Here is a 17,743-nt window from a genome sequence, read left to right as displayed (position 1 = left end):
GGAGCCTACCCGATGAAGGGTTTTTTGCAGCGTGTTTTCACGCGGCGCAAGGAAACACCGATTTCCTACGATGAGGCGAAAAACATGGCCGCCAGTGCCGCTGCCAATGTGCGCGGCGCCCTTGCCCAACGCCATGATACCCGCCCGGAAATTCTGTATTTTCTGGCCAATGATACCGAACCGTCTGTGCGCCGCTATGTTGCCGAAAACGAAGCAACCCCGGTGCAAGCCGACCTGTTGCTAACCGATGATCATGACGATGATGTCCGCGGGACGCTGGCGCAAAAAATCGCCAGCCTGTCCGATGGCTTAACCGCCAACGAAACCGACAAACTGCGTCGCATGACCTATCAGGCGCTGGAAAAACTGGCCCGCGACCAGGCAATTCAGGTGCGACAGGTTATTGCCGAAACCCTGAAAGAATTTGCCAACGCGCCCCAACCGGTCATTACCCAGCTCGCACGCGATACCGAAACGGTTGTTTGTGGCCCGGTCTTGCAATATTCGCCGGTCCTGACCGAACTTGACCTTTTGGAAATCATCGAAACCAATACCGCCTCGGGCGCGCTCAGCTTTGTATCCCAACGCCGCAATCTTAGCGAACGCCTGTCTGACGCCATTGCCGCCAGCACCGATACCGATGCCATTTCGCATCTGCTGGGCAATAAATCTGCCCAAATCCGCGAAGAAACACTCGATCAGCTTATCGACCGCTCGCCCGACATTCCCCAATGGCACGAACCACTGGTGCAACGCCCGGCACTGGGCCCCACAGCGGCGGGCAAACTTGCCCGGTTTGTTGCCCAAAACCTGATATCGGTGCTTGAACGACGCAAGGATTTGAAAGAAGACCAGCTTGCCATGGTGCGCAAGGTGGTTGAACGCCGCATCGAAGCTGGCGAATTTGTCGTCCCGCCCGCGCGCGCTGGCAAAGGCGAAAAAGCGTCGGCAAAAGGTGGCGGCGCTAAAGAACCCAAAAATGTAGCATCGGAACATGCGCCCGAAAGCAACGAAACAGAATCCTATCAGCAAGCGCTGGACCTGCATGCCAAAGGCAAATTGACCGATGCGCGCATTTCAACCGCCATCACCGAAAATGACGTCAAGTTTGCCCGTGCTGCCCTTGCCGTGCGTGCCGGCATCCCGACCGAAGCCGTGGCAAAGGTTTTAAATACCCATTCCGCCAAAGGTGTTGTTTCGCTGGCGTGGAAGGCCGGGTTGCCTGCCGACCTTGCGGTAAAAATACAAATCAAGCTGGGCCATGTCCCACCGGGTCAGGCCCTTAATCCGCGATCTGGCAACAATTATCCACTTAGCGAGGATGATATGCGCTGGCAGCTGGAATTTTTCACCGGCATGGCAACGGTTGGCCTGCGCTAGAGCACGTTCCGGTCTGCGGCGCCGTTTAACCGGCATCGCAGCACCGGCGCCGCTTGCCTGCCCTGTAATGATGGTTCCCCGCCTTATCGATAGCGACCGGCATTCTTCCGTGTGGCGTCATTTGGCCTCATTTTGCCGGGGCTGGTCGGCGCATGGCAATATGGGGAATGCCGTCTTCATCAAACGGATCCCCTTCTGACACAAACCCCAACCCCTGATAAAACCCGGCCAGATGATACTGCCCGTTCAGAAAAATACCCTGATCGGGAAAGTGTTTTTCACATGCCTCAATCGATTGCTGCATAATTTTGCGGCCAATTCCCTTGCCCCGCACCTCCATTGCCGCCACCACACGGCCAATCGCCGGGTCTGTCCCCTGTTCGTGGTGATGCGGGTCAACGCCGGCAGGCACAATCCGGGTGGCAGCAACGATTTGGCCATTTCGGGTGCCAATAACATGCAGTGACACCGGGTCCAGCCCGTCTATTTCCGAAAAAATGCAATTTTGTTCGATAATAAAAATTTGCTGGCGCAGCATCAGCAGGTCGTGCAGGTTTCGCACGCCAAGCTCGTCAAACGGGCCACTCCACCAGTCCAGGTCAAGGTCATTCATCATTTTAAGTCCCGCAATCCCGGTCGATGTTCGATATGGTAAACAAACACGTCATCTTCGCGTAAAGAAGCCAGCAAAACGTTGCCGGTCATCTCACAAAATGACTTCATGTCTGCCACCGATCCGGGGTCCGTGGCCATCACCTTTATCACGCCACCTGCCGGAACATCGCGCAATGCCTTTTTGGTCTTTAAAACCGGCATCGGGCACATCAACCCGCGCGCATCCAGAACCAGGCTGAAAGGTTCCTGTGAGGCTGCTGTCATGGCTTTTTCCTTATAATTCTGTCCATCGGGGCAGACAAATGCCGTTCCCGATGATTTGGCGATTGTTGCATTTGCACAATATGTTAGACTGGCGTTCAATAATCAATCAAACGCTCACGCCTGTGCTGCCGCAATGCAAATCTATCTGCCTATCGCCGAGATGTCGGTAAATGTACTGCTAATTTTAGGTCTTGGCGGCGGCGTCGGATTTGTGTCCGGATTGTTCGGCGTTGGCGGTGGTTTTTTAATCACACCGCTTTTGATCTTTTTTGGCATTCCCCCTGCGGTATCAGTTGCGACTGCTGCCAATCAAATTGTTGCGTCCTCATTGTCGGGTGTCATCGTTCATTGGCGACGCGGCAATGTCGATGTCAAAATGGGGCTGGTCTTGCTGGCTGGCGGCCTTGTCGGGTCGTCCTCCGGGGTGGGTATCTTTGCCTGGTTGCGCTCTCTCGGGCAGATCGATCTGGTCATTTCCCTGTGTTATGTAGTGTTTCTGGGCACCATTGGCGGCATGATGATGATCGAAGCATCACGCGCCATTTTCCGCACCCGTCGCAAAAGTGGCACCATCCGGCGGAACAAAAAACACCAGCACGGCTTTTTCCATCGTCTGCCGCTTAAGGTTCGGTTCTATCGTTCCGGCCTTTATGTCAGCGCGTTGCTGCCGCTTCTGGTCGGGTTTCTGGTGGGCTTGCTAACCGCCCTGATGGGGGTTGGTGGCGGCTTTGTCATGGTCCCGGCCATGATTTACATTCTGGGCATGCCTACCAGCGTGGTTATCGGCACCTCTTTATTCCAGATCATTTTTGTCTCCGCCAACGTGACCATTTTGCAATCCATCCAGACCCACACCGTTGATGTGGCGCTGGCATTGCTTTTGGTTTCTGGTGCGGTTGTTGGCGCCCAGTTCGGGGCCAGGTTTGGCGCCAAGATCAAGGCAGAATATCTCCGTGCCGGATTGGCGGCCCTTGTTTTAATTGTCTGTATCAAGCTGGCGCTCGACCTGGTGATCACCCCGAACGATTTGTTCTCCGTTGCCCCGGGGAATTTGTGATGGCAACATCTTTTCCGGTTGCCCCCTTCGACGCCACATTCGTTGCACAACGACCAGTGCACCACCGTGATTTGCAAGGCCCGAAAACCATCACGCGTAATCGTCTTTTTCCTGCACTTGTTTTGATAGCCACCCTGTTTTTTAGCGCCATGCTAGCCTCAAAACCGGCGCGGGCCGACCCGCTGGTGGTTGATTTATCCAACCATCTGGTCGCAATTAGCACCGGGTTCACCGGCACCGATGTACTGCTTTTTGGCGCGATTGAAAACAAGGGCGACGTGGTTATCACGGTGCGCGGCCCGGAACGCGACATGGTCGTGCGCCGCAAGGAGCGCAAGGCAGGGATCTGGATCAATACCAAAAGTGCTTATGTGCGCAATGTCCCGACATATTACGCCACAGCCGCCAGTCGCCCGATCGAACTGATCGCCAATGACCGGTTGTTAGCCTCGTATCACATCGGTTTGCAAAACCAGCGATTTGTCACCACGATGGACGGTGACGATACCGACGACAGTCTGTATCGCGATGCCTTGCTGCGCAATATGGAATATGTCGGCCTGTTTAACGACAAGCCCGCCAAAATCAGCTTTCTGTCCAACCAGCTGTTTCGGACCGATGTGCATTTCCCTGCCAACACCCCGACCGGCACCTATGTGATTGACGTTTATTTGATCCGCGACGGGCGAATTGCCAGCATCAAAAGCACACCGCTTGTGGTATCAAAAACCGGCATCAGCGCCGACGTTTATGACTTTGCCCACCGCTATTCCGCACTTTATGGCATCATCGCCGTGATTATTGCGGCCATTGCCGGGTGGATCGCCAGTGTTTTATTTCGTAAAAACTAAAGTATGTTTCTTTTAATCAGACCGATACTTTAGGGTTTATGTCGCACTGCGATAAATCCCGAAAACACTGGTTTCAGGCGAGAAACCAAGCCCCGAACATGCTGTCAAGCCCACCTTCTGTCAATTTATTGCATGCAGCCATGCGCCAAACCGGCTAAAAATAGCTTGGATAATCGCCCTTTGATGCGGCACAATTTCAAAAAATATGGTGCCCTCACAGTCTGTGTTGTGGCGACACCACAACCCCACTGTAAAAATCATCACAGGGCAGGAACCTATGAACTCCAACCAAGATGATCGAGAATTACTAAGTTCGAACAACCGAACCTTCCTGGTAGTTGTCGATGACAGCGATGAAATGACCAAGGCATTACGATATGCCTGTCGCCGCGCACAACATACCGGTGGCCGGGTTGCACTGCTGAGCGTTATTGAACCCGCCGAATTTCAGCACTGGATGGCCGTTGGCGATTTGATGCAGGAAGAAGCCCGCGAAAACGCCGAAAGCCGGATCAACGATCTGGCCGGGTATGTTCACGAACAAACCGGTTTTATGCCGCTTTTGTTCATTCGCGAAGGCCGCATCAAGGATGAACTTCTAAGCGTGCTGGAAGAAGAACAGATTTCCATTCTGGTGCTGGCCGCCAGTGCCAATAACGAAGGCCCCGGCCCGCTGATTACGGCCCTGACCAAAAGCGATGTGGTAGGCCAGCTTCGCCTGCCCCTGACCATCGTGCCCGCCGCCTTGTCCGATGCCGATATTGATGCACTAAGCTAAAGCATCACCCAAATTTCTGGCCCATCGAAAGACACGGCTGTTAAAACGGCCTGAACAGCGATGTCAGGCCGTTTGCTTTTCAAGAAAATCCATATAGGCGATAAAGGATTCTTTCTGGCCAAACAGAACATGGGACCGGGTGCGAATGGCCTGTGCAATCACCGACCGGCGGCGTTTATCGGTTGCCAGTGTCAGCGCGGTTTCAACATAATCGGCCGAATTATAGGCAACACAGTCAAACACCGAAATTTCGCGATAGCAGGTATGGCTGCGCCGTGTTCGTGCTTCTTTGCCCGGCAATGTCACCAGCGGCACGCCCAGCCCAAGGCAATCAAACCCCAGCATGGCATCGTTCCAGGCCGGGCTTTCCAGCACCACATCAACCGCGCCCAGCAACGACAGCATTTCGGCCCGGTTGCGCACATTCACAAAACGCATCCGCCCGGCAACATCGCCATGATTAACGGCAAACCTGCGCCCCCATGCCGCGTCCCAGGTATCGCGCTCCGGCGCAATCAGTAACAGTTCGGCTGTTTCATCTAACCGCAAAATTTCGGCGATCAGCGGGTCAAAATCGGCACTTAGCACATCCAGCGGCTGCGGGCACAAATAACTGTTACGGTCTTCATCGATCCGCCACTGGCGTTGCAAATCACGCGGGGAATGATTGGGCACCACCGGGCATTCGCCATTCACAAACAGGCCGGGCAACCGCACCAGTGTTTCGGTATAGCGCGCTTCGCCGCCTGCGGCTTCCCAGTCATCAGCAACAAAATGGAAATCCATGTTCGACAGGCCGGTAGTTGCCGCAATGCCGCCGCCCGCCACCTGTATCGGGGCCAGGCGCCAGCTTGCCAGCAACATGGTATAGGCATCGGCCTGGGCATCGACATAATGCAAAACATCAAATTCAAGCCCGGCGATAACCCCGGCAGAATGTTTCGGGTCCAGCGGCAAACGCACCACCAGATCGGCATTGGCATCTATGCGCGATGTAATATCGTCCTCGCCCAGGGGCGGACGAATAACCGTAATATCAAACCGGTCACGATCAAGGGCCGCCACAAAACCCGCCACCCAGCGCCCGATGCCATTATTGCACATATTGGCCGAGACAACGCCCAACCGCACCTTGCGGCCCGTGGTCGAGGTTGCCGGTGCCGCCGATGGCACATTGGCATCAGCCGCCAATTGCTCCCAATAACGGCCAACCGCCACCAGTTGCGCATCGCCTTGGGGCCGTAACGCCGCACGCCATACCGGGGGAAACCGTGTCAGGGTCATCGGGTCGATCCGGCCCGGGGCGGCGGGCGAACCGCTGTCTTGCTGTGACGATGTTGCATCTTCAACAATATCACGCACGACTTCGTCATTCTGGGCATTTATATCGACCGGTACCGGCGAAAACAGCAATCTGCGCGCGGTGCGAAACAGGGTCGCGTCCTCGCCATTGCGAATTTTGCGATCAATGGTTTTTTGCAAAACTTCGTGCGCCATCTGCGCATCGGTCTGTTCTGACAGTTCGACAGCCAACCGAAAAACGGCATCATCGCCACCGCCAGCCCCGATGGCCGCGCCAAACCGTTCAACCGCCTCGTTATGACGCCCCGACAGGCTCAGCCCCTCGCCCATCATTAACAACAGTTCGGGATCATCGGGATAACGGCGCAAAAGCGGGTCGAGCGAGGCAATCGCTTCGGCCCCCTGCCCGGTGCGCAAATTCAGCAACGCCAATGTCCGACGCGCGCCTTCGGCTTCGGGGTCAAGTGCCAGAACCTGGCGTAAACAATGTAACGCCCCGGCAAACTGGCCCAGACGGAACAGGGCCTCGCCATAGGCCGTTAATGCGGTTTTATGGCCCGGCGCCAGGCGCAAGGCCCGCATCAGCGGGTCACTGGCCGAAACAATGCGCCCCTGATCAAGCAGGATTTGCCCCAGCAACACCAGCGCCATCACAATGTCTTCGCGCAATGACAACGCATGTCGGCAGGCGGCTTCGGCCCCGCTTAAATCGCCACTATCGCGCAAGCAGGCGGCATAATTGGCATTAATATCGGCACTATCAGGGGCAAGACCCAACGCAATCAGGTAATTTTCGCGTGCATGGTCAAGATCACCAAGTTCGCGATAGGTGTTGGCAAGGTTGCAATAAAGCGACGGTGTATCAGGGCACAGCCGAATGGCGCGTTTAAAGGCCCCGATGGCATCGCGTTTTTTGCCCGCCGCCTTCAGGGCGCGCGCATGGTCATGCTGAATTTCGGCATTGCTGGCATCGGCAATGGCGGCGCGGCCCATGCGTTCGCTGGCGATGTCATAACGCCCCTGTTGCAAGGCAACCAGACCCGCCAGATGCATAGGTTCAACCGCCTGCGGGTAAGCAAGCGTTAACATGCGGCAGGCATCTTCAGCCTCCGCGAAATGACCGGCCTCGAACAGGTCAAGCGCCGAATAAAACATCTCGCCCAGGTCAGACAATGAATTTTCAACCATTTGATCAGAACGCACATCGATATTCGTGCGCGAACAATAACGACGAAGCGTTAACAAACCACGCAATTCAGACACGAACAATCAAACAGATCGCGCCGGGCCAGATCAATCATGATTTATCGAGATCGCGTTAAAAAAGCCGCTGGCCGTTTCCGTCCAGATCGCGGGTATTTAACACCTGCCAGTCCCGGGTACTGGCATTTACCAGCCCGCCTTGCGCCAGGCATTGCGAAATCAGGCCTGTTTGCTTTAAAATCTGTAATCCACGATTAAGCGCTGCAACAATTTCCTGCGCACGCGGTGATTTTCGCGACACCATAAAATGCTGGGCATTGGGCATCGCCACTTTTACCCCGACAACCGGCACCAGCTTTATCCCGTCATATTCCTGCATCAGGTCCGGCCTCGGTGAAAATTCCAGCAAGGTAAAATCGGCGCGATGCCGGGCGACGAGGCGAAACATCTGCGATTTTGTGCTGACCGGGTACAAATCGGTAATTTCCATGGCCTGCAGCACCTGCCAGTCCAGCCGCCAGTTCGGGTTCATAACCGCGCTCAGGTCTTTAACATCGCCAATATCTGCTGCCTTTTGCAGGGCTTCATTATCGGCCAGCCCGTAAAGCCCTTTGAACAAAAGCCCGGCTTCAATAAACGGATCGCTTTTCAAAAGCTGGTTATTGCCATCCATATTAAAATCCCAGTCGGCTTTAACGGTTGCCACCCCGGTTTCAACCATCAGGCGGCTGCGGGCGGAATTGGGGGAGTCAATACCAACCAGTCGCACCGGCATCCCCCCGGCTTTCAGGGTTTCGCGCAAGATAACGTAATTGGTCAAAGACGGATTATAGTTGTTTGGCCCGGCACATTTGTCGCAAAACGCGCTCGATTGCGGGTCGTCATAACATTTTTGCACCCCGGCCAGATCGTCCGATCGTACCGGCATGATAATTGGATGATCCGCATGGGCAGGTGCAACAGCACCACCGCCCACCAGCATGACAGCAACAGCAAAGCCAGCCTGTAACATTTGCCGTATTCGCATATAACCATCCCTTTTAACGCACGTGCCAATACCGAACTGTATCAGGGATATATCGCAACGCAGCTTATAAAATTCAACTCAGGCGCACATCAAGCCCCCGGTTTGCGTCAAAATTGCGGATGATGCCGTGCGGCCAACCGTTATGGTCATCGCAATAAATACGTCGCAAGCAACAACAACCCGGCCGCACAGGCGCGCCGCACATCAAACGGGTGTGCCGCCATGCCCAGCACGCCGAAACTGTCAATCAACAACGAACAAACCACCTGCCCCGATACCAGCAACGCAATCATGGTTGATGTGCCAATTTTGGGGGCCACAATGGTGGTGGCCGACAAAACCACACATCCGCACACGCCCCCAACCCATGCCCACCACGGCACATGCGCCGCCCCGGTCATGCGCGGCAAACTGCCCAGCGACATAAAACCGCCAAGCGCTAAAATAATCGTCAACATAAACCCCGAAAACGAGGCCGCCCATAAGGACGACCCCATCAGTTTTGCCAGCCGGGCATTCATGGCGGCCTGCACCGGCAACATCACACCGGCACAAAGTGCCAGTGCCGAATAAAACAGATACATAGGGAAAAATCCGAACCGGGCTATCGTAATTCGACGCCGTAAAAATCACGCAGGATCAATTACTTGCCCGCCAAAACTCAACCAGACATGCCACCAGCTTGTCAGGGCATTCTTCGGGCATGTAATGGCCAACGCCATCCAACACGCCGCCCTGGCACTGCTCCGCAATTTTGGCCATGGTGTTAAATAAGACCGGGCCAACACCAAATTCGGCACCGTATGCCAAAACCGGCATGGTTAACTTTGTTTGGGCACGGTCGCTGCCTTGCGCCAAAACCTCGGGTGAAAATGCCGTTTTATAATAGGCCAATGCGGCGCGCAGGGCCCCGGGCCGGGTATTAACCCGCACATATTCATCCAGTGTCGGGCCATCAAACACATGCCCCTGCACCGATTTTGCCGCAAATAACCAGGTTAAAAACGCACGTTCGCGCCCGGTGATTAAAATTTCGGGTAAATCATCTAACCGGTTAAAGGCAAAATGCCAGGTTTTCACGTTGGCCGCGGCGCTGGGAATGCCCGCCGGGGGTGGTGGCGTAATACCGGGTAATGCCCCGTCAACTACCGCCAGCCGCTTTACCGCCGCGGGCCAGTCCGCCGCCAGCGCATAACCAATCCATGTGCCAATATCATGCCCCACCACATCTATGCCGCCCGCGCGCAGCAGGCCGGTTTGGTGCAAAAATGCACGAATTTCACCGGCAATCGTTGCCATATCATAGCCGCTGGCCGGGTGGTCGGAATCGCCCATGCCCCGCGGGTCAATCGCAATCACCCGTCGCCCCTGTGCCACCAGCGCCATCATCACAAAACGCCAGGCAAACCAGCTTTGCGGCCAACCGGGGATAAGCAAAACCGGCTCGCCCTGCCCGCCTTCAACATAATGCAGGCAAACGCCGTTCACCTGCTCGCTGTGATGGCGAAAATTTTGTTCGAACGCACGGGCATCAAAAACGGCGCGCGCCATTATGTTTTCAGGGTCATCAAAGGTAACGGGGTTTGTCATGTCAGTTTCCTGTTTTGTAAATTTAATTTGGAAACAATTATTCCCAAATTAACCAAAAAAATTACACCAGCATATGAAGGGCCTGCGCCACTGTCTGTTGCATGGTGGCAAGGGTCGCCCCGCTTTTACCCACCACCCGCATGCCCTGTGTCAGGCAAACAAGGGTGGTTGCCATACTGTCGGGGTCTAAATCGTTACGGATGGAACCGTCTTTCTGGCCAGTGGCAATCAATTCGGCAAATCGTTTTTCATAACCGTCTAGCTGGGTTTTAACCCGTTTGGCGATATCGTTATCGTTGCTCGCCAGTTCAACATTACTGGCCACCACAAGACAGCCCAGCAAGCCAACCTCGCCCGACGACAATGCGGCATAGGCCTGCAACATCGCGGCAATGGCACCATATCCATTCGCGGCGGCGGCTATGTCGCGCGCTGTTTGCTGCTGGCGCAGCGAAATATAGCGGTTCAATGCCGCCATATAGATTGCATGTTTGTCGGGAAATGCCTTGTACAGGCTTCCGGCAGACACATTCATAGCACCAGCCAGCTCGCTTATCGACACCCCATGAAACCCCTTGCGGGTAAACACAGTGATGGCCCCGTCAAGGGCGGCATCAAGATCGAACTCGCGGGGACGCCCGCGCTGACCGGCATTTGACGCGGGAGCGGATGAAGCTGTTTTTGTCATGCCCTATATTTAGGAAATGTTTATTTCCAAATCAAGCCTTAAAAACAGTTATCTTTAAATTTGCCGATAGAGACCTGAAAACAAAAGAAAACGGACCTGCACCTGGCAGGCCCGTTGATAGCATCACATCGCACAAAGCAGATATGGCCGCGCAGGAAAATCAGGATTCGGGTTGAAAATACCGGCCAAAACGGTTGGCCAAAAAGTCCGCCAAAGTGACCTGTTCTTGCTGGATATATCCTTTGCCCGCCAAGGTGCCGGTCAACACCATATCCATCACCGCACACAAACCTGCTGATGTCGTTACCTGAATGGCCGACCAGTCCCGCGGGCCAATTTTGGTGCCATGCACCTTGCGAATAAAGTTTTCCTCGCACAGATACCCGTCCCGTTCCCCAATTGCATCGGCAAATATCACGATCACGTCCTGGCTCGTCATCGGCAGGGATTTTTCAAAAATATCCTTCATCAGTTCCGGGCGTTGCCCCAATGCCAGATCTTCGATCAGGATTTTTAAAATTTCCTGATGGCCGGGATAGCGCACGGTTTTGTAATCCAGACTATCAACCTTGCCGTCCAGCATGTCGCACAGCGCGCCAACACCGCCCGATGTGTTAAACGCTTCGTATTCGGTGCCATCAATGGTGAAACGTTCATACCCTTCAAGCGGCAAAACCTCGATCCGTTTGCCTTTATGGATCGCTTCGCACGGGTTGAGATATTCGTTGATCAAGCCATCGGTCGACCAGGTCAGGTTATATTTAAGGCGGTTGGTCGGGTTTTGCGGCAGGGCTCCGACCCGCAGGCGCAAGCTGCGCACCTTGTCAAACCGTTTGAACAAATCATGAGCGGCGATTGAAATAAAGCCCGGTGCCAAACCACATTGCGGCACAAAAGCCCCTTTTGCCCCCTTGGAAATTTCGCGAATGGCGCGGGTGGTTTCAACATCTTCGGTGACATCAAAATACGATGCCCCGGCATCCCGTGCGACACGGGCAATCGCCACATTCAAATAAAACGGGCATGTCGACAAAATCGCATCATGGCCGCTCGCAACCTCGCGCAAGGTGGCTTCGTCGGTCACGTCGACCTTCACCAGTGTTGCCGCACCATCGGGCGCGCACACTTCAAGCATCTGACCGTTTGCATCGGCCAGCGTCACGGCATAATCGCCACTTTCATGCAACATAACCGATACGATTCGGCCAATTTTACCGGCACCCAGAACTAAAACTTTTTTCATTGCCATCTCCCGATAGGATTTTGCCGCCTGAAACAGCGATCATGGATCGTTGGGTTTGAATAATTTCAATCTTTGAATGCTCTGCCACTGGACTGCCGGAAACAACCCGGCAATACTGTGAAATCGTCAAATTTCACCATCATATTTATGGGTAAACCCGTTGAAACGCCAATTAGACGAAACGGACCGCCGCCTGATCGCCCGCCTGCAACAAGATGCCCGCATCCCCACCGCCGCCCTTGCCCGCGATGTTGGCCTGTCGCGCAGTGCGGTTCAAGAACGCATCGAGCGACTGCAAAAAAGCCAGGTCATTCGCGGCTATTCGGTTATTCTGGGGGAGGAAGCCCGGCCCCGCCTTCTGGCCGAGGTTATGATCCAGGTTGAACCGCAAAAATCGGCGGGTGTTGTAACGGCGTTACAAAAAATACCCGGCTGTATTCGCTGTCTGGCAATTTCCGGGGAATTTGACCTGATCGCCGAAATTTGCGCCGACACCCCCGAAGAACTCGACCAGATGCTGGATCGGATCGGCACGTTAACCGGGATCAAACGCACATCAAGTTCGATCATTCTGTCAACAAAGTTTGATCGCCGCCAAAGCCCGTAAAACCATTCCCAAAACGGGCTAAACACACTAGAATTACTTGGAAATTCCCGTTCCCTGCCATCATGCCAAGGCTTTTGATACGTGAAAATAAACCGGCGTTTTTCTGTGCTGAGTGTTCTTCTGGCAAGTTTTCTTGCAACAAGTATCGGCGGCGTTGGCATTGCCTTGTATCTTGGTCTTGGTGCCGCCTATGAAAACACCCGCAACCTTTGGGTGCTTGTTGCCGATAACGAACTGATTTCGCTGCAACAAGCCATGGAAGAGCGCATGCATAATGTTGGTGCGCGCGCCAACTGGGTGGCATCCCAGGTTACGCAGGGCCGCCTTGACCCCGACTTTGATCTGGGCTGGGACAATACCATGCGCGCCCTTGCCGCCGACGAAATGAACGTGATGGCCTATGGCCTGATCAATGGCGAACGTCGCTTTGTTGGCTATAACCCGCGCGACATGACCGAGATCAACCATATCCTGCCAATTGACGACATGCTGATATCGGAAATTTCCCAATTGCGCGGCCCAACCAACGACAAAACCGGTTTCCCGCGCTGGGACCCCTATTTCAAACAGCCCGTGATCGTTGATTGGGTTCCGCTGTTTCGCAACGGGCATTATCTGGGAACATTTGTTCAATATTTGTCGCTATCAAATCTGTCGCACAGCCTGGTCCGTGGCCGCGAAAACTCGCCCGGTGTGCCCTTTATCATTATTGCCGGCAACCGCGTTCTGGCCCATCCCATGCTGCAAAGCTGGGGCGACCATGTGGCGGCCGCCCTGTCGAACGGGGCCGATCAAATCGAACGCAGCCCCGTTCCCCTGCCCAGCACGGCAGATATCGGCGATCCTGTGCTGGCCAATCTGGGCCAATCGAAAAAGCTGGATTACCCGGCCTATAACAAAGGCACCAGCCTTAGCGATGTGCAAATCTCCGGGCTTGATATCGGTAACCAATATTCCGTAATTGTCACCAAACAAATACCGGACACCCCGTTTTCACCGCTAATTTTGGGTATTCACTTTGAAGAAAGCCTGTTTGATGCCGAATTTGACCGGCTGGTTCTAACCTCCATCCTTGGTGCCATTGTGCTGGGCCTGTCGATTATTCTGGCGGTGTTTGTCGCACGCCACTTTACCCGGCCCATTCGCCGCTTTGCCGCGGCGGCACGCAGCCTCGAAGCAGGCCACCTCGACATGACACCAACCCTGATCGGCAGCCGCATTCGCGAATATGACGATGCCGCCCGGTCGTTTAACCACATGATCATTGCCCTGCGCGACCGCGAACGCATCAGCAGCCTGTTTGGCAAATTCCTGCCGCCGTCTATCGCCCGGCAATTGCTGGCATCAGGCACCGATTCGGGGGTTTTGCCGCCGCAACAACGCGATGCCACGGTATTATTTGTCGATATTGTCGGCTTTACCAGCATGTGCGAACAGCTTGAACCAGCCCGTATCGTTGCCATGCTCAATGCCTATTTCGATACAATAACAAATATTATCGAAGATCACGGTGGCATCATCACCCAGTTTCAGGGCGATGCCGTGCTGGCGGTTTACAATGCGTTTGATGATTTGAACGACCATGCTGACGCCGCCCTTGATACCGCGATTAACATTCAAAAGGCGATCCGGAACCGCCTGTTTGACGGGCAACCCGTTGCGTGTCGTTGCGGCATTAATACCGGCCGCATGATTGCCGGTAATGTCGGCGCAACGGATCGCTTGTCCTTCACCGTTCACGGCGACGCGGTTAACAGCGCATCACGGCTGGAGGCGGAAAACAAACGCCTGGGCACGCAAATCCTGCTTGCTGATAGCACGCGCAACCAGTTATCCGACCCCGGCCGCGTCGAGGTCGCTGGCGATGTCTTGCTGCGCGGCCGCAGCCAGACCACCGCTGTTTACACCGTCGGCCCCGACACCATCTGAACCGCCAGTCCCAAAGCCCGACACCACGCGCGCGAATTTTACCCGCACCAAAAAATGAAGCCGAAAAAGACAAAACGCCACCATCACAAGGATAGTGGCGTTTTGTAAAACCTGGCTTCAAAGTCCGTAAGGGTATTAGCCCTGACGTGCTTTAAAACGGGGGTTCTTTTTATTAATGACATATACGCGGCCACGGCGGCGCACGATACGGCAGCCTTTTTCCCGCAGTTTCGCGGATTTCAACGAGTTCCGGATCTTCATAATAGTAAACCTTAGAAACTTTGGCCCTAATGGGAGCCGGGAAAATAGAAGGCACCCCAGTCCCTGTCAACACCTAAAACGCAAAAAACTTGCCTCTCGGTGCTAACCAGGCGGTGTCAGTGCTTTAGTCGTGCGTTGCGTAGAACCGATAATAGGCCAGTTCACCATTTTCAAGCATTTTTACCCTTCTCATCCACATTTCCATGTCATCTTCCAAAAAAGCGGCAAAATCGGGGTCCAAACCGCTGTTTTGGAGATCAGACAGCAAAACCATCCATGCATGTTTTATCTGTGTGACGTGTAATTCGGTCTCGTCTTTGGCAATTCGAATGTCAAATCGCAGCTTTCCCAGCACATCTTTATAGCGATCTGCGGTCCAGGGATGCGGTTTTATGTCTTCTTTTGCCAGCCACGCCTTGTAATCGGCCGAGGATTCGTCGGCTTTTGCCGTGATCACGTAATCGGTAATCAGCAATTGCCCCTGCTCACGAAGCGATTCGGCCATCTTCAACAAAAAGGTATCCTTTTTATCGACGGTAAAAAGCTCGCCAAACGAATAGACAACGTTGAAATACTTTTTGCGAAATTCCGGTGCCAGCGGGTCATAGTGCAAAACAGGTACTTTTTTCTGGCTGCCCGCCGCAACAGATCGCTCCATCCCCAAAAGGGCCAGTTCGCCATCCTGCTCCATCGCGGTTACCCAAACGCCAAACTTGTCGGCCAGCACCCGGGCGGTGCCGCCGATCCGGGCACCAATTTCAACACAGCTCATGGTTTCATCAAGGGCTAGCGGCTTTGCCAGTTCCAGCGCATATTCATGGCCGCCGGGCTTCATAATGCCCCGGTCAAACAGCTTGCCATAAAGTTTCAGCCGTTCGGGCGGCCAGCGCCCTGCTTCTTCTTCAAGGTCAAGCTCGGCGGGTTCTTCTTCCCTGGGTCGTGCGGCCAGTATCATCATGCGCTGCAACCAGCGCCGATAAGCAGCAAGCTGCTGTTCCATCAGGTAATATTCGGCAGGGTCGTCATAGCCTTCCCAGCGCGCACGAATACGCTTGCGAAACGGCACAACAATCCCGTCCAGCGGGTCGTCCAGTTCGTCGTCCAACGACATGTTCTCGTCCATATAGGGATTGGCATCCGATGATTTTCGTTGCCAGAACTTGAATTTCAATGGCACCGCCCGCTGCGTTAAACTGTTTGATCTGTCATGCGCCCTATCATCAAGGATCGTCCTTGCAAGGTAAAGGATGAAAGCATATCTCACCACCCGCGATACCGGCACCCCAACCGCGCGCACTGATATAAATGCCTGTACACGCAGCGCGCTTTGCCCGCACTTCGCCCACACATCACCCCCATGCGTTTGCCGTGTTGACCAAAACACAAACAATTGTAGCGCCAAACGCGCTAATATTTCACAATATGGTCGCCAGTAATGGCGATGCTGCCTGATAGACGGCGTTCTTGCGGGATACTCCGCTGGCCTCAATGATCCAAGAGACAATAAAAACTACATGAGCCACGATCCCCTCATCCCCTTTTACCGCCAACTGGGCATCAAACCCGGTGCGAGTGAAAAAGAAATCAAGCTGGCCTATCGCAAACTGGCGTTTGAATTTCATCCGGACCGAAATTCCGACGCCGACGCGGAAGAAAAGTTCAAGGATGTTACCGAAGCCTATGAAATACTGATTGGCATTCGCCGCCGCCCGCCCAATGGCGCGCGCAGCAATGGCACAGGTAACAATGGCACAGGTAACAATGGCACAGGTAACAATGGCACGGGCGCAGCAGGGGCCGCACAGGCCGCCAAGGGCAGCGACAAAGGCACAACCGGCCCCACCGGGGCGGATCACGCCCAAACCAACAAACAGGGCTTTGCCGGGGCCGGGCGCAAGCAAAACCCCCCGGACCGCGAAGACCGCTATGCCGAAGCCAGTTCCGCCTATCAGCGCCATCAGGCCAAAACCGGGCAGCGCGACCCAAAGATTAATCCCGGTGCGCGCCGCCATCACAAATCGGCCAATCGCACGGGCGACACCAGCGGCTTTGCCCGCTGTGCGGTTACCGATGTGATATCGGCCCAGCCGCGCCATATTGAATTTACCGTCATTCGCGGATTTTTAAATTCCATCCGCCGCGAAACCATCAGCGCGGTTTTATCGCCCAAGGGCGCACGGCGCATGGCCCTGCGCGCCAGCCTGCGCACATGGCTGGGCGGGTTTTGGGGCTGGCGCAGCTTTTTCCCGGCGTGGCGGGCAATTATTACCAATATGCGCGGCGGCACCTTCCCGGCCGAGGCCAACGCCCAATTGCTGTTTAATCAGGCCACCGCGTTTGAACGCAGCGGCAACAAACCGCTGGCGCGCGCTGTATTGTTACAGGCGTCGGATTTTATCGGCCACAGCCGATCGGCCCTGGCCGAACAAATCCGCGCCAATTTGCGCCGCCTTGATACCGGGCAACCCGCACGCCGGGTGCGCGACGAATGGCAACGCGTCGCAATGCTCGATGCGTTAATGCATCTGGCACCTGTCTTTGTGGTTATTTTTGCCCTGTTGCTGGCCTTTGGCCCCGCACATACCTATTTCAGCACCGAATTTCCCGGTCAGGTTCGCCATACCATCGCAACAATCCGCGACAAGGTTGAAGACCTGATCACCCCCCAAACCGATCCTTATTATGTTGATCAGCAATTTCTTAATCTGCGCACCGGTGCGGGCATCAAATTTCCGATCATGCGTCAGCTTTCCCGGTTTGAAACCGTTTTTCTGATCGGCGAAAACCAGAACTTCTGGATCAGAGTAAAAACCGAACTGGGCGAAGACGGCTATGTAAATGCCGATGCCCTGGTGCCCGGCGATGGCAGTGCCGCGCGCGACGAATGGTGCGCACAAAACAAATGCGACTGACCCCAAAGGCCAGTCGCATTTAAAATTCCAACGCTA

17 protein-coding genes are annotated in these 17,743 nt (G+C 54.7%); 7 read left to right on the top strand and 10 right to left on the bottom strand.

All coding sequences use genetic code 11. From position 1 onward, the window contains the following. Positions 1 to 12 precede the first annotated feature (12 nt). Entirely contained in the window at positions 13 to 1,380 is a 1,368-nt protein-coding gene (locus TMES_RS09290) for a DUF2336 domain-containing protein (RefSeq protein WP_085581746.1), read from the top strand. A gap of 127 nt (positions 1,381 to 1,507) precedes the next feature. Here the strand turns inward: TMES_RS09290 and TMES_RS09285 are convergent, their stop codons facing one another. Then, positions 1,508 to 1,996, bottom strand: a complete 489-nt coding sequence (locus tag TMES_RS09285; RefSeq protein WP_085581744.1) for a GNAT family N-acetyltransferase — start codon at positions 1,994 to 1,996, stop codon at positions 1,508 to 1,510. Further along, positions 1,993 to 2,259 (bottom strand): sulfurtransferase TusA family protein, encoded by a 267-nt coding sequence (locus tag TMES_RS09280; protein WP_085581742.1) that lies wholly within the window; start codon positions 2,257 to 2,259, stop codon positions 1,993 to 1,995. Before TMES_RS09280 ends, TMES_RS09285 begins: the two co-directional genes overlap by 4 nt. 133 nt (positions 2,260 to 2,392) lie before the next feature. Here TMES_RS09280 and TMES_RS09275 point away from each other — a divergent pair, with 133 nt between their 5' ends. From TMES_RS09275 to TMES_RS09265, 3 genes are all read left to right on the top strand, one after another. Then, the gene (locus TMES_RS09275) at positions 2,393 to 3,316 is read left to right on the top strand and encodes a sulfite exporter TauE/SafE family protein (RefSeq protein WP_085581740.1); all 924 of its coding nucleotides are present in this window, start codon (positions 2,393 to 2,395) and stop codon (positions 3,314 to 3,316) included. Continuing rightward, complete coding sequence (locus tag TMES_RS09270; protein WP_085581738.1) at positions 3,316 to 4,167, top strand: TIGR02186 family protein; 852 nt, start codon at positions 3,316 to 3,318, stop codon at positions 4,165 to 4,167. The genes TMES_RS09275 and TMES_RS09270 overlap by 1 nt, the downstream gene beginning before the upstream one ends. 277 nt (positions 4,168 to 4,444) lie before the next feature. Further along, on the top strand, positions 4,445 to 4,945 hold the full coding sequence (locus TMES_RS09265; RefSeq protein WP_085581736.1) for a universal stress protein: 501 nt from the start codon (positions 4,445 to 4,447) through the stop codon (positions 4,943 to 4,945). 63 nt (positions 4,946 to 5,008) lie between these two features. Here the strand turns inward: TMES_RS09265 and TMES_RS09260 are convergent, their stop codons facing one another. The 6 genes from TMES_RS09260 to TMES_RS09235 form a co-directional block, all read right to left on the bottom strand. Further along, positions 5,009 to 7,450 carry a tetratricopeptide repeat protein gene (locus tag TMES_RS09260; RefSeq protein WP_245835298.1) on the bottom strand — a complete coding sequence of 814 codons (2,442 nt, stop codon included), beginning with the start codon at positions 7,448 to 7,450 and terminating at the stop codon, positions 5,009 to 5,011. 115 nt (positions 7,451 to 7,565) lie between these two features. Further along, positions 7,566 to 8,477: a type 2 periplasmic-binding domain-containing protein gene (locus tag TMES_RS09255; protein WP_143589595.1), complete on the bottom strand. Its 912-nt coding sequence runs from the start codon at positions 8,475 to 8,477 to the stop codon at positions 7,566 to 7,568. 146 nt (positions 8,478 to 8,623) lie between these two features. Beyond that, on the bottom strand, positions 8,624 to 9,061 hold the full coding sequence (locus tag TMES_RS09250; protein WP_085581732.1) for a DMT family transporter: 438 nt from the start codon (positions 9,059 to 9,061) through the stop codon (positions 8,624 to 8,626). Positions 9,062 to 9,116: 55 nt separating this feature from the next. Beyond that, positions 9,117 to 10,067, bottom strand: coding sequence for an alpha/beta fold hydrolase (locus tag TMES_RS09245; protein WP_211275895.1), 951 nt, complete (start codon positions 10,065 to 10,067; stop codon positions 9,117 to 9,119). Positions 10,068 to 10,128: 61 nt separating this feature from the next. Beyond that, positions 10,129 to 10,755 (bottom strand): TetR/AcrR family transcriptional regulator, encoded by a 627-nt coding sequence (locus tag TMES_RS09240; protein WP_085581730.1) that lies wholly within the window; start codon positions 10,753 to 10,755, stop codon positions 10,129 to 10,131. Positions 10,756 to 10,915: 160 nt separating this feature from the next. Then, positions 10,916 to 11,998: a saccharopine dehydrogenase family protein gene (locus TMES_RS09235; protein ID WP_085581728.1), complete on the bottom strand. Its 1,083-nt coding sequence runs from the start codon at positions 11,996 to 11,998 to the stop codon at positions 10,916 to 10,918. A 160-nt stretch (positions 11,999 to 12,158) separates the two neighbouring features. Between TMES_RS09235 and TMES_RS09230 the strand changes: the two genes are divergently transcribed. Together TMES_RS09230 and TMES_RS09225 are read left to right on the top strand one after the other, a co-directional pair. Continuing rightward, positions 12,159 to 12,605 (top strand): Lrp/AsnC family transcriptional regulator, encoded by a 447-nt coding sequence (locus TMES_RS09230; protein WP_085581726.1) that lies wholly within the window; start codon positions 12,159 to 12,161, stop codon positions 12,603 to 12,605. 105 nt (positions 12,606 to 12,710) lie between these two features. Beyond that, the gene (locus TMES_RS09225) at positions 12,711 to 14,534 is read left to right on the top strand and encodes an adenylate/guanylate cyclase domain-containing protein (protein ID WP_245835296.1); all 1,824 of its coding nucleotides are present in this window, start codon (positions 12,711 to 12,713) and stop codon (positions 14,532 to 14,534) included. Between the two features lie 135 nt (positions 14,535 to 14,669). Here TMES_RS09225 and ykgO read toward each other — a convergent pair whose 3' ends face one another. Both ykgO and TMES_RS09215 read right to left on the bottom strand, forming a co-directional pair. Beyond that, positions 14,670 to 14,795, bottom strand: coding sequence for a type B 50S ribosomal protein L36 (gene ykgO, locus TMES_RS09220; RefSeq protein WP_007090004.1), 126 nt, complete (start codon positions 14,793 to 14,795; stop codon positions 14,670 to 14,672). Positions 14,796 to 14,919: 124 nt separating this feature from the next. Beyond that, positions 14,920 to 15,966 (bottom strand): class I SAM-dependent methyltransferase, encoded by a 1,047-nt coding sequence (locus TMES_RS09215; protein WP_085581722.1) that lies wholly within the window; start codon positions 15,964 to 15,966, stop codon positions 14,920 to 14,922. 343 nt (positions 15,967 to 16,309) lie between these two features. Between TMES_RS09215 and TMES_RS09210 the strand changes: the two genes are divergently transcribed. Continuing rightward, a complete protein-coding gene (locus tag TMES_RS09210; RefSeq protein WP_085581720.1) occupies positions 16,310 to 17,707 on the top strand; it encodes a DnaJ domain-containing protein in 1,398 nt (465 codons plus the stop codon). Positions 17,708 to 17,743 lie beyond the last annotated feature (36 nt).

Origin of the sequence: Thalassospira mesophila, assembly GCF_002115755.1 — a bacterium.
Taxonomy (GTDB): Bacteria; Pseudomonadota; Alphaproteobacteria; order Rhodospirillales; family Thalassospiraceae; genus Thalassospira; species Thalassospira mesophila.
Note: the sequence above shows the minus strand (reverse complement) of the source record. Positions and strands in the feature narration are given on the sequence as shown.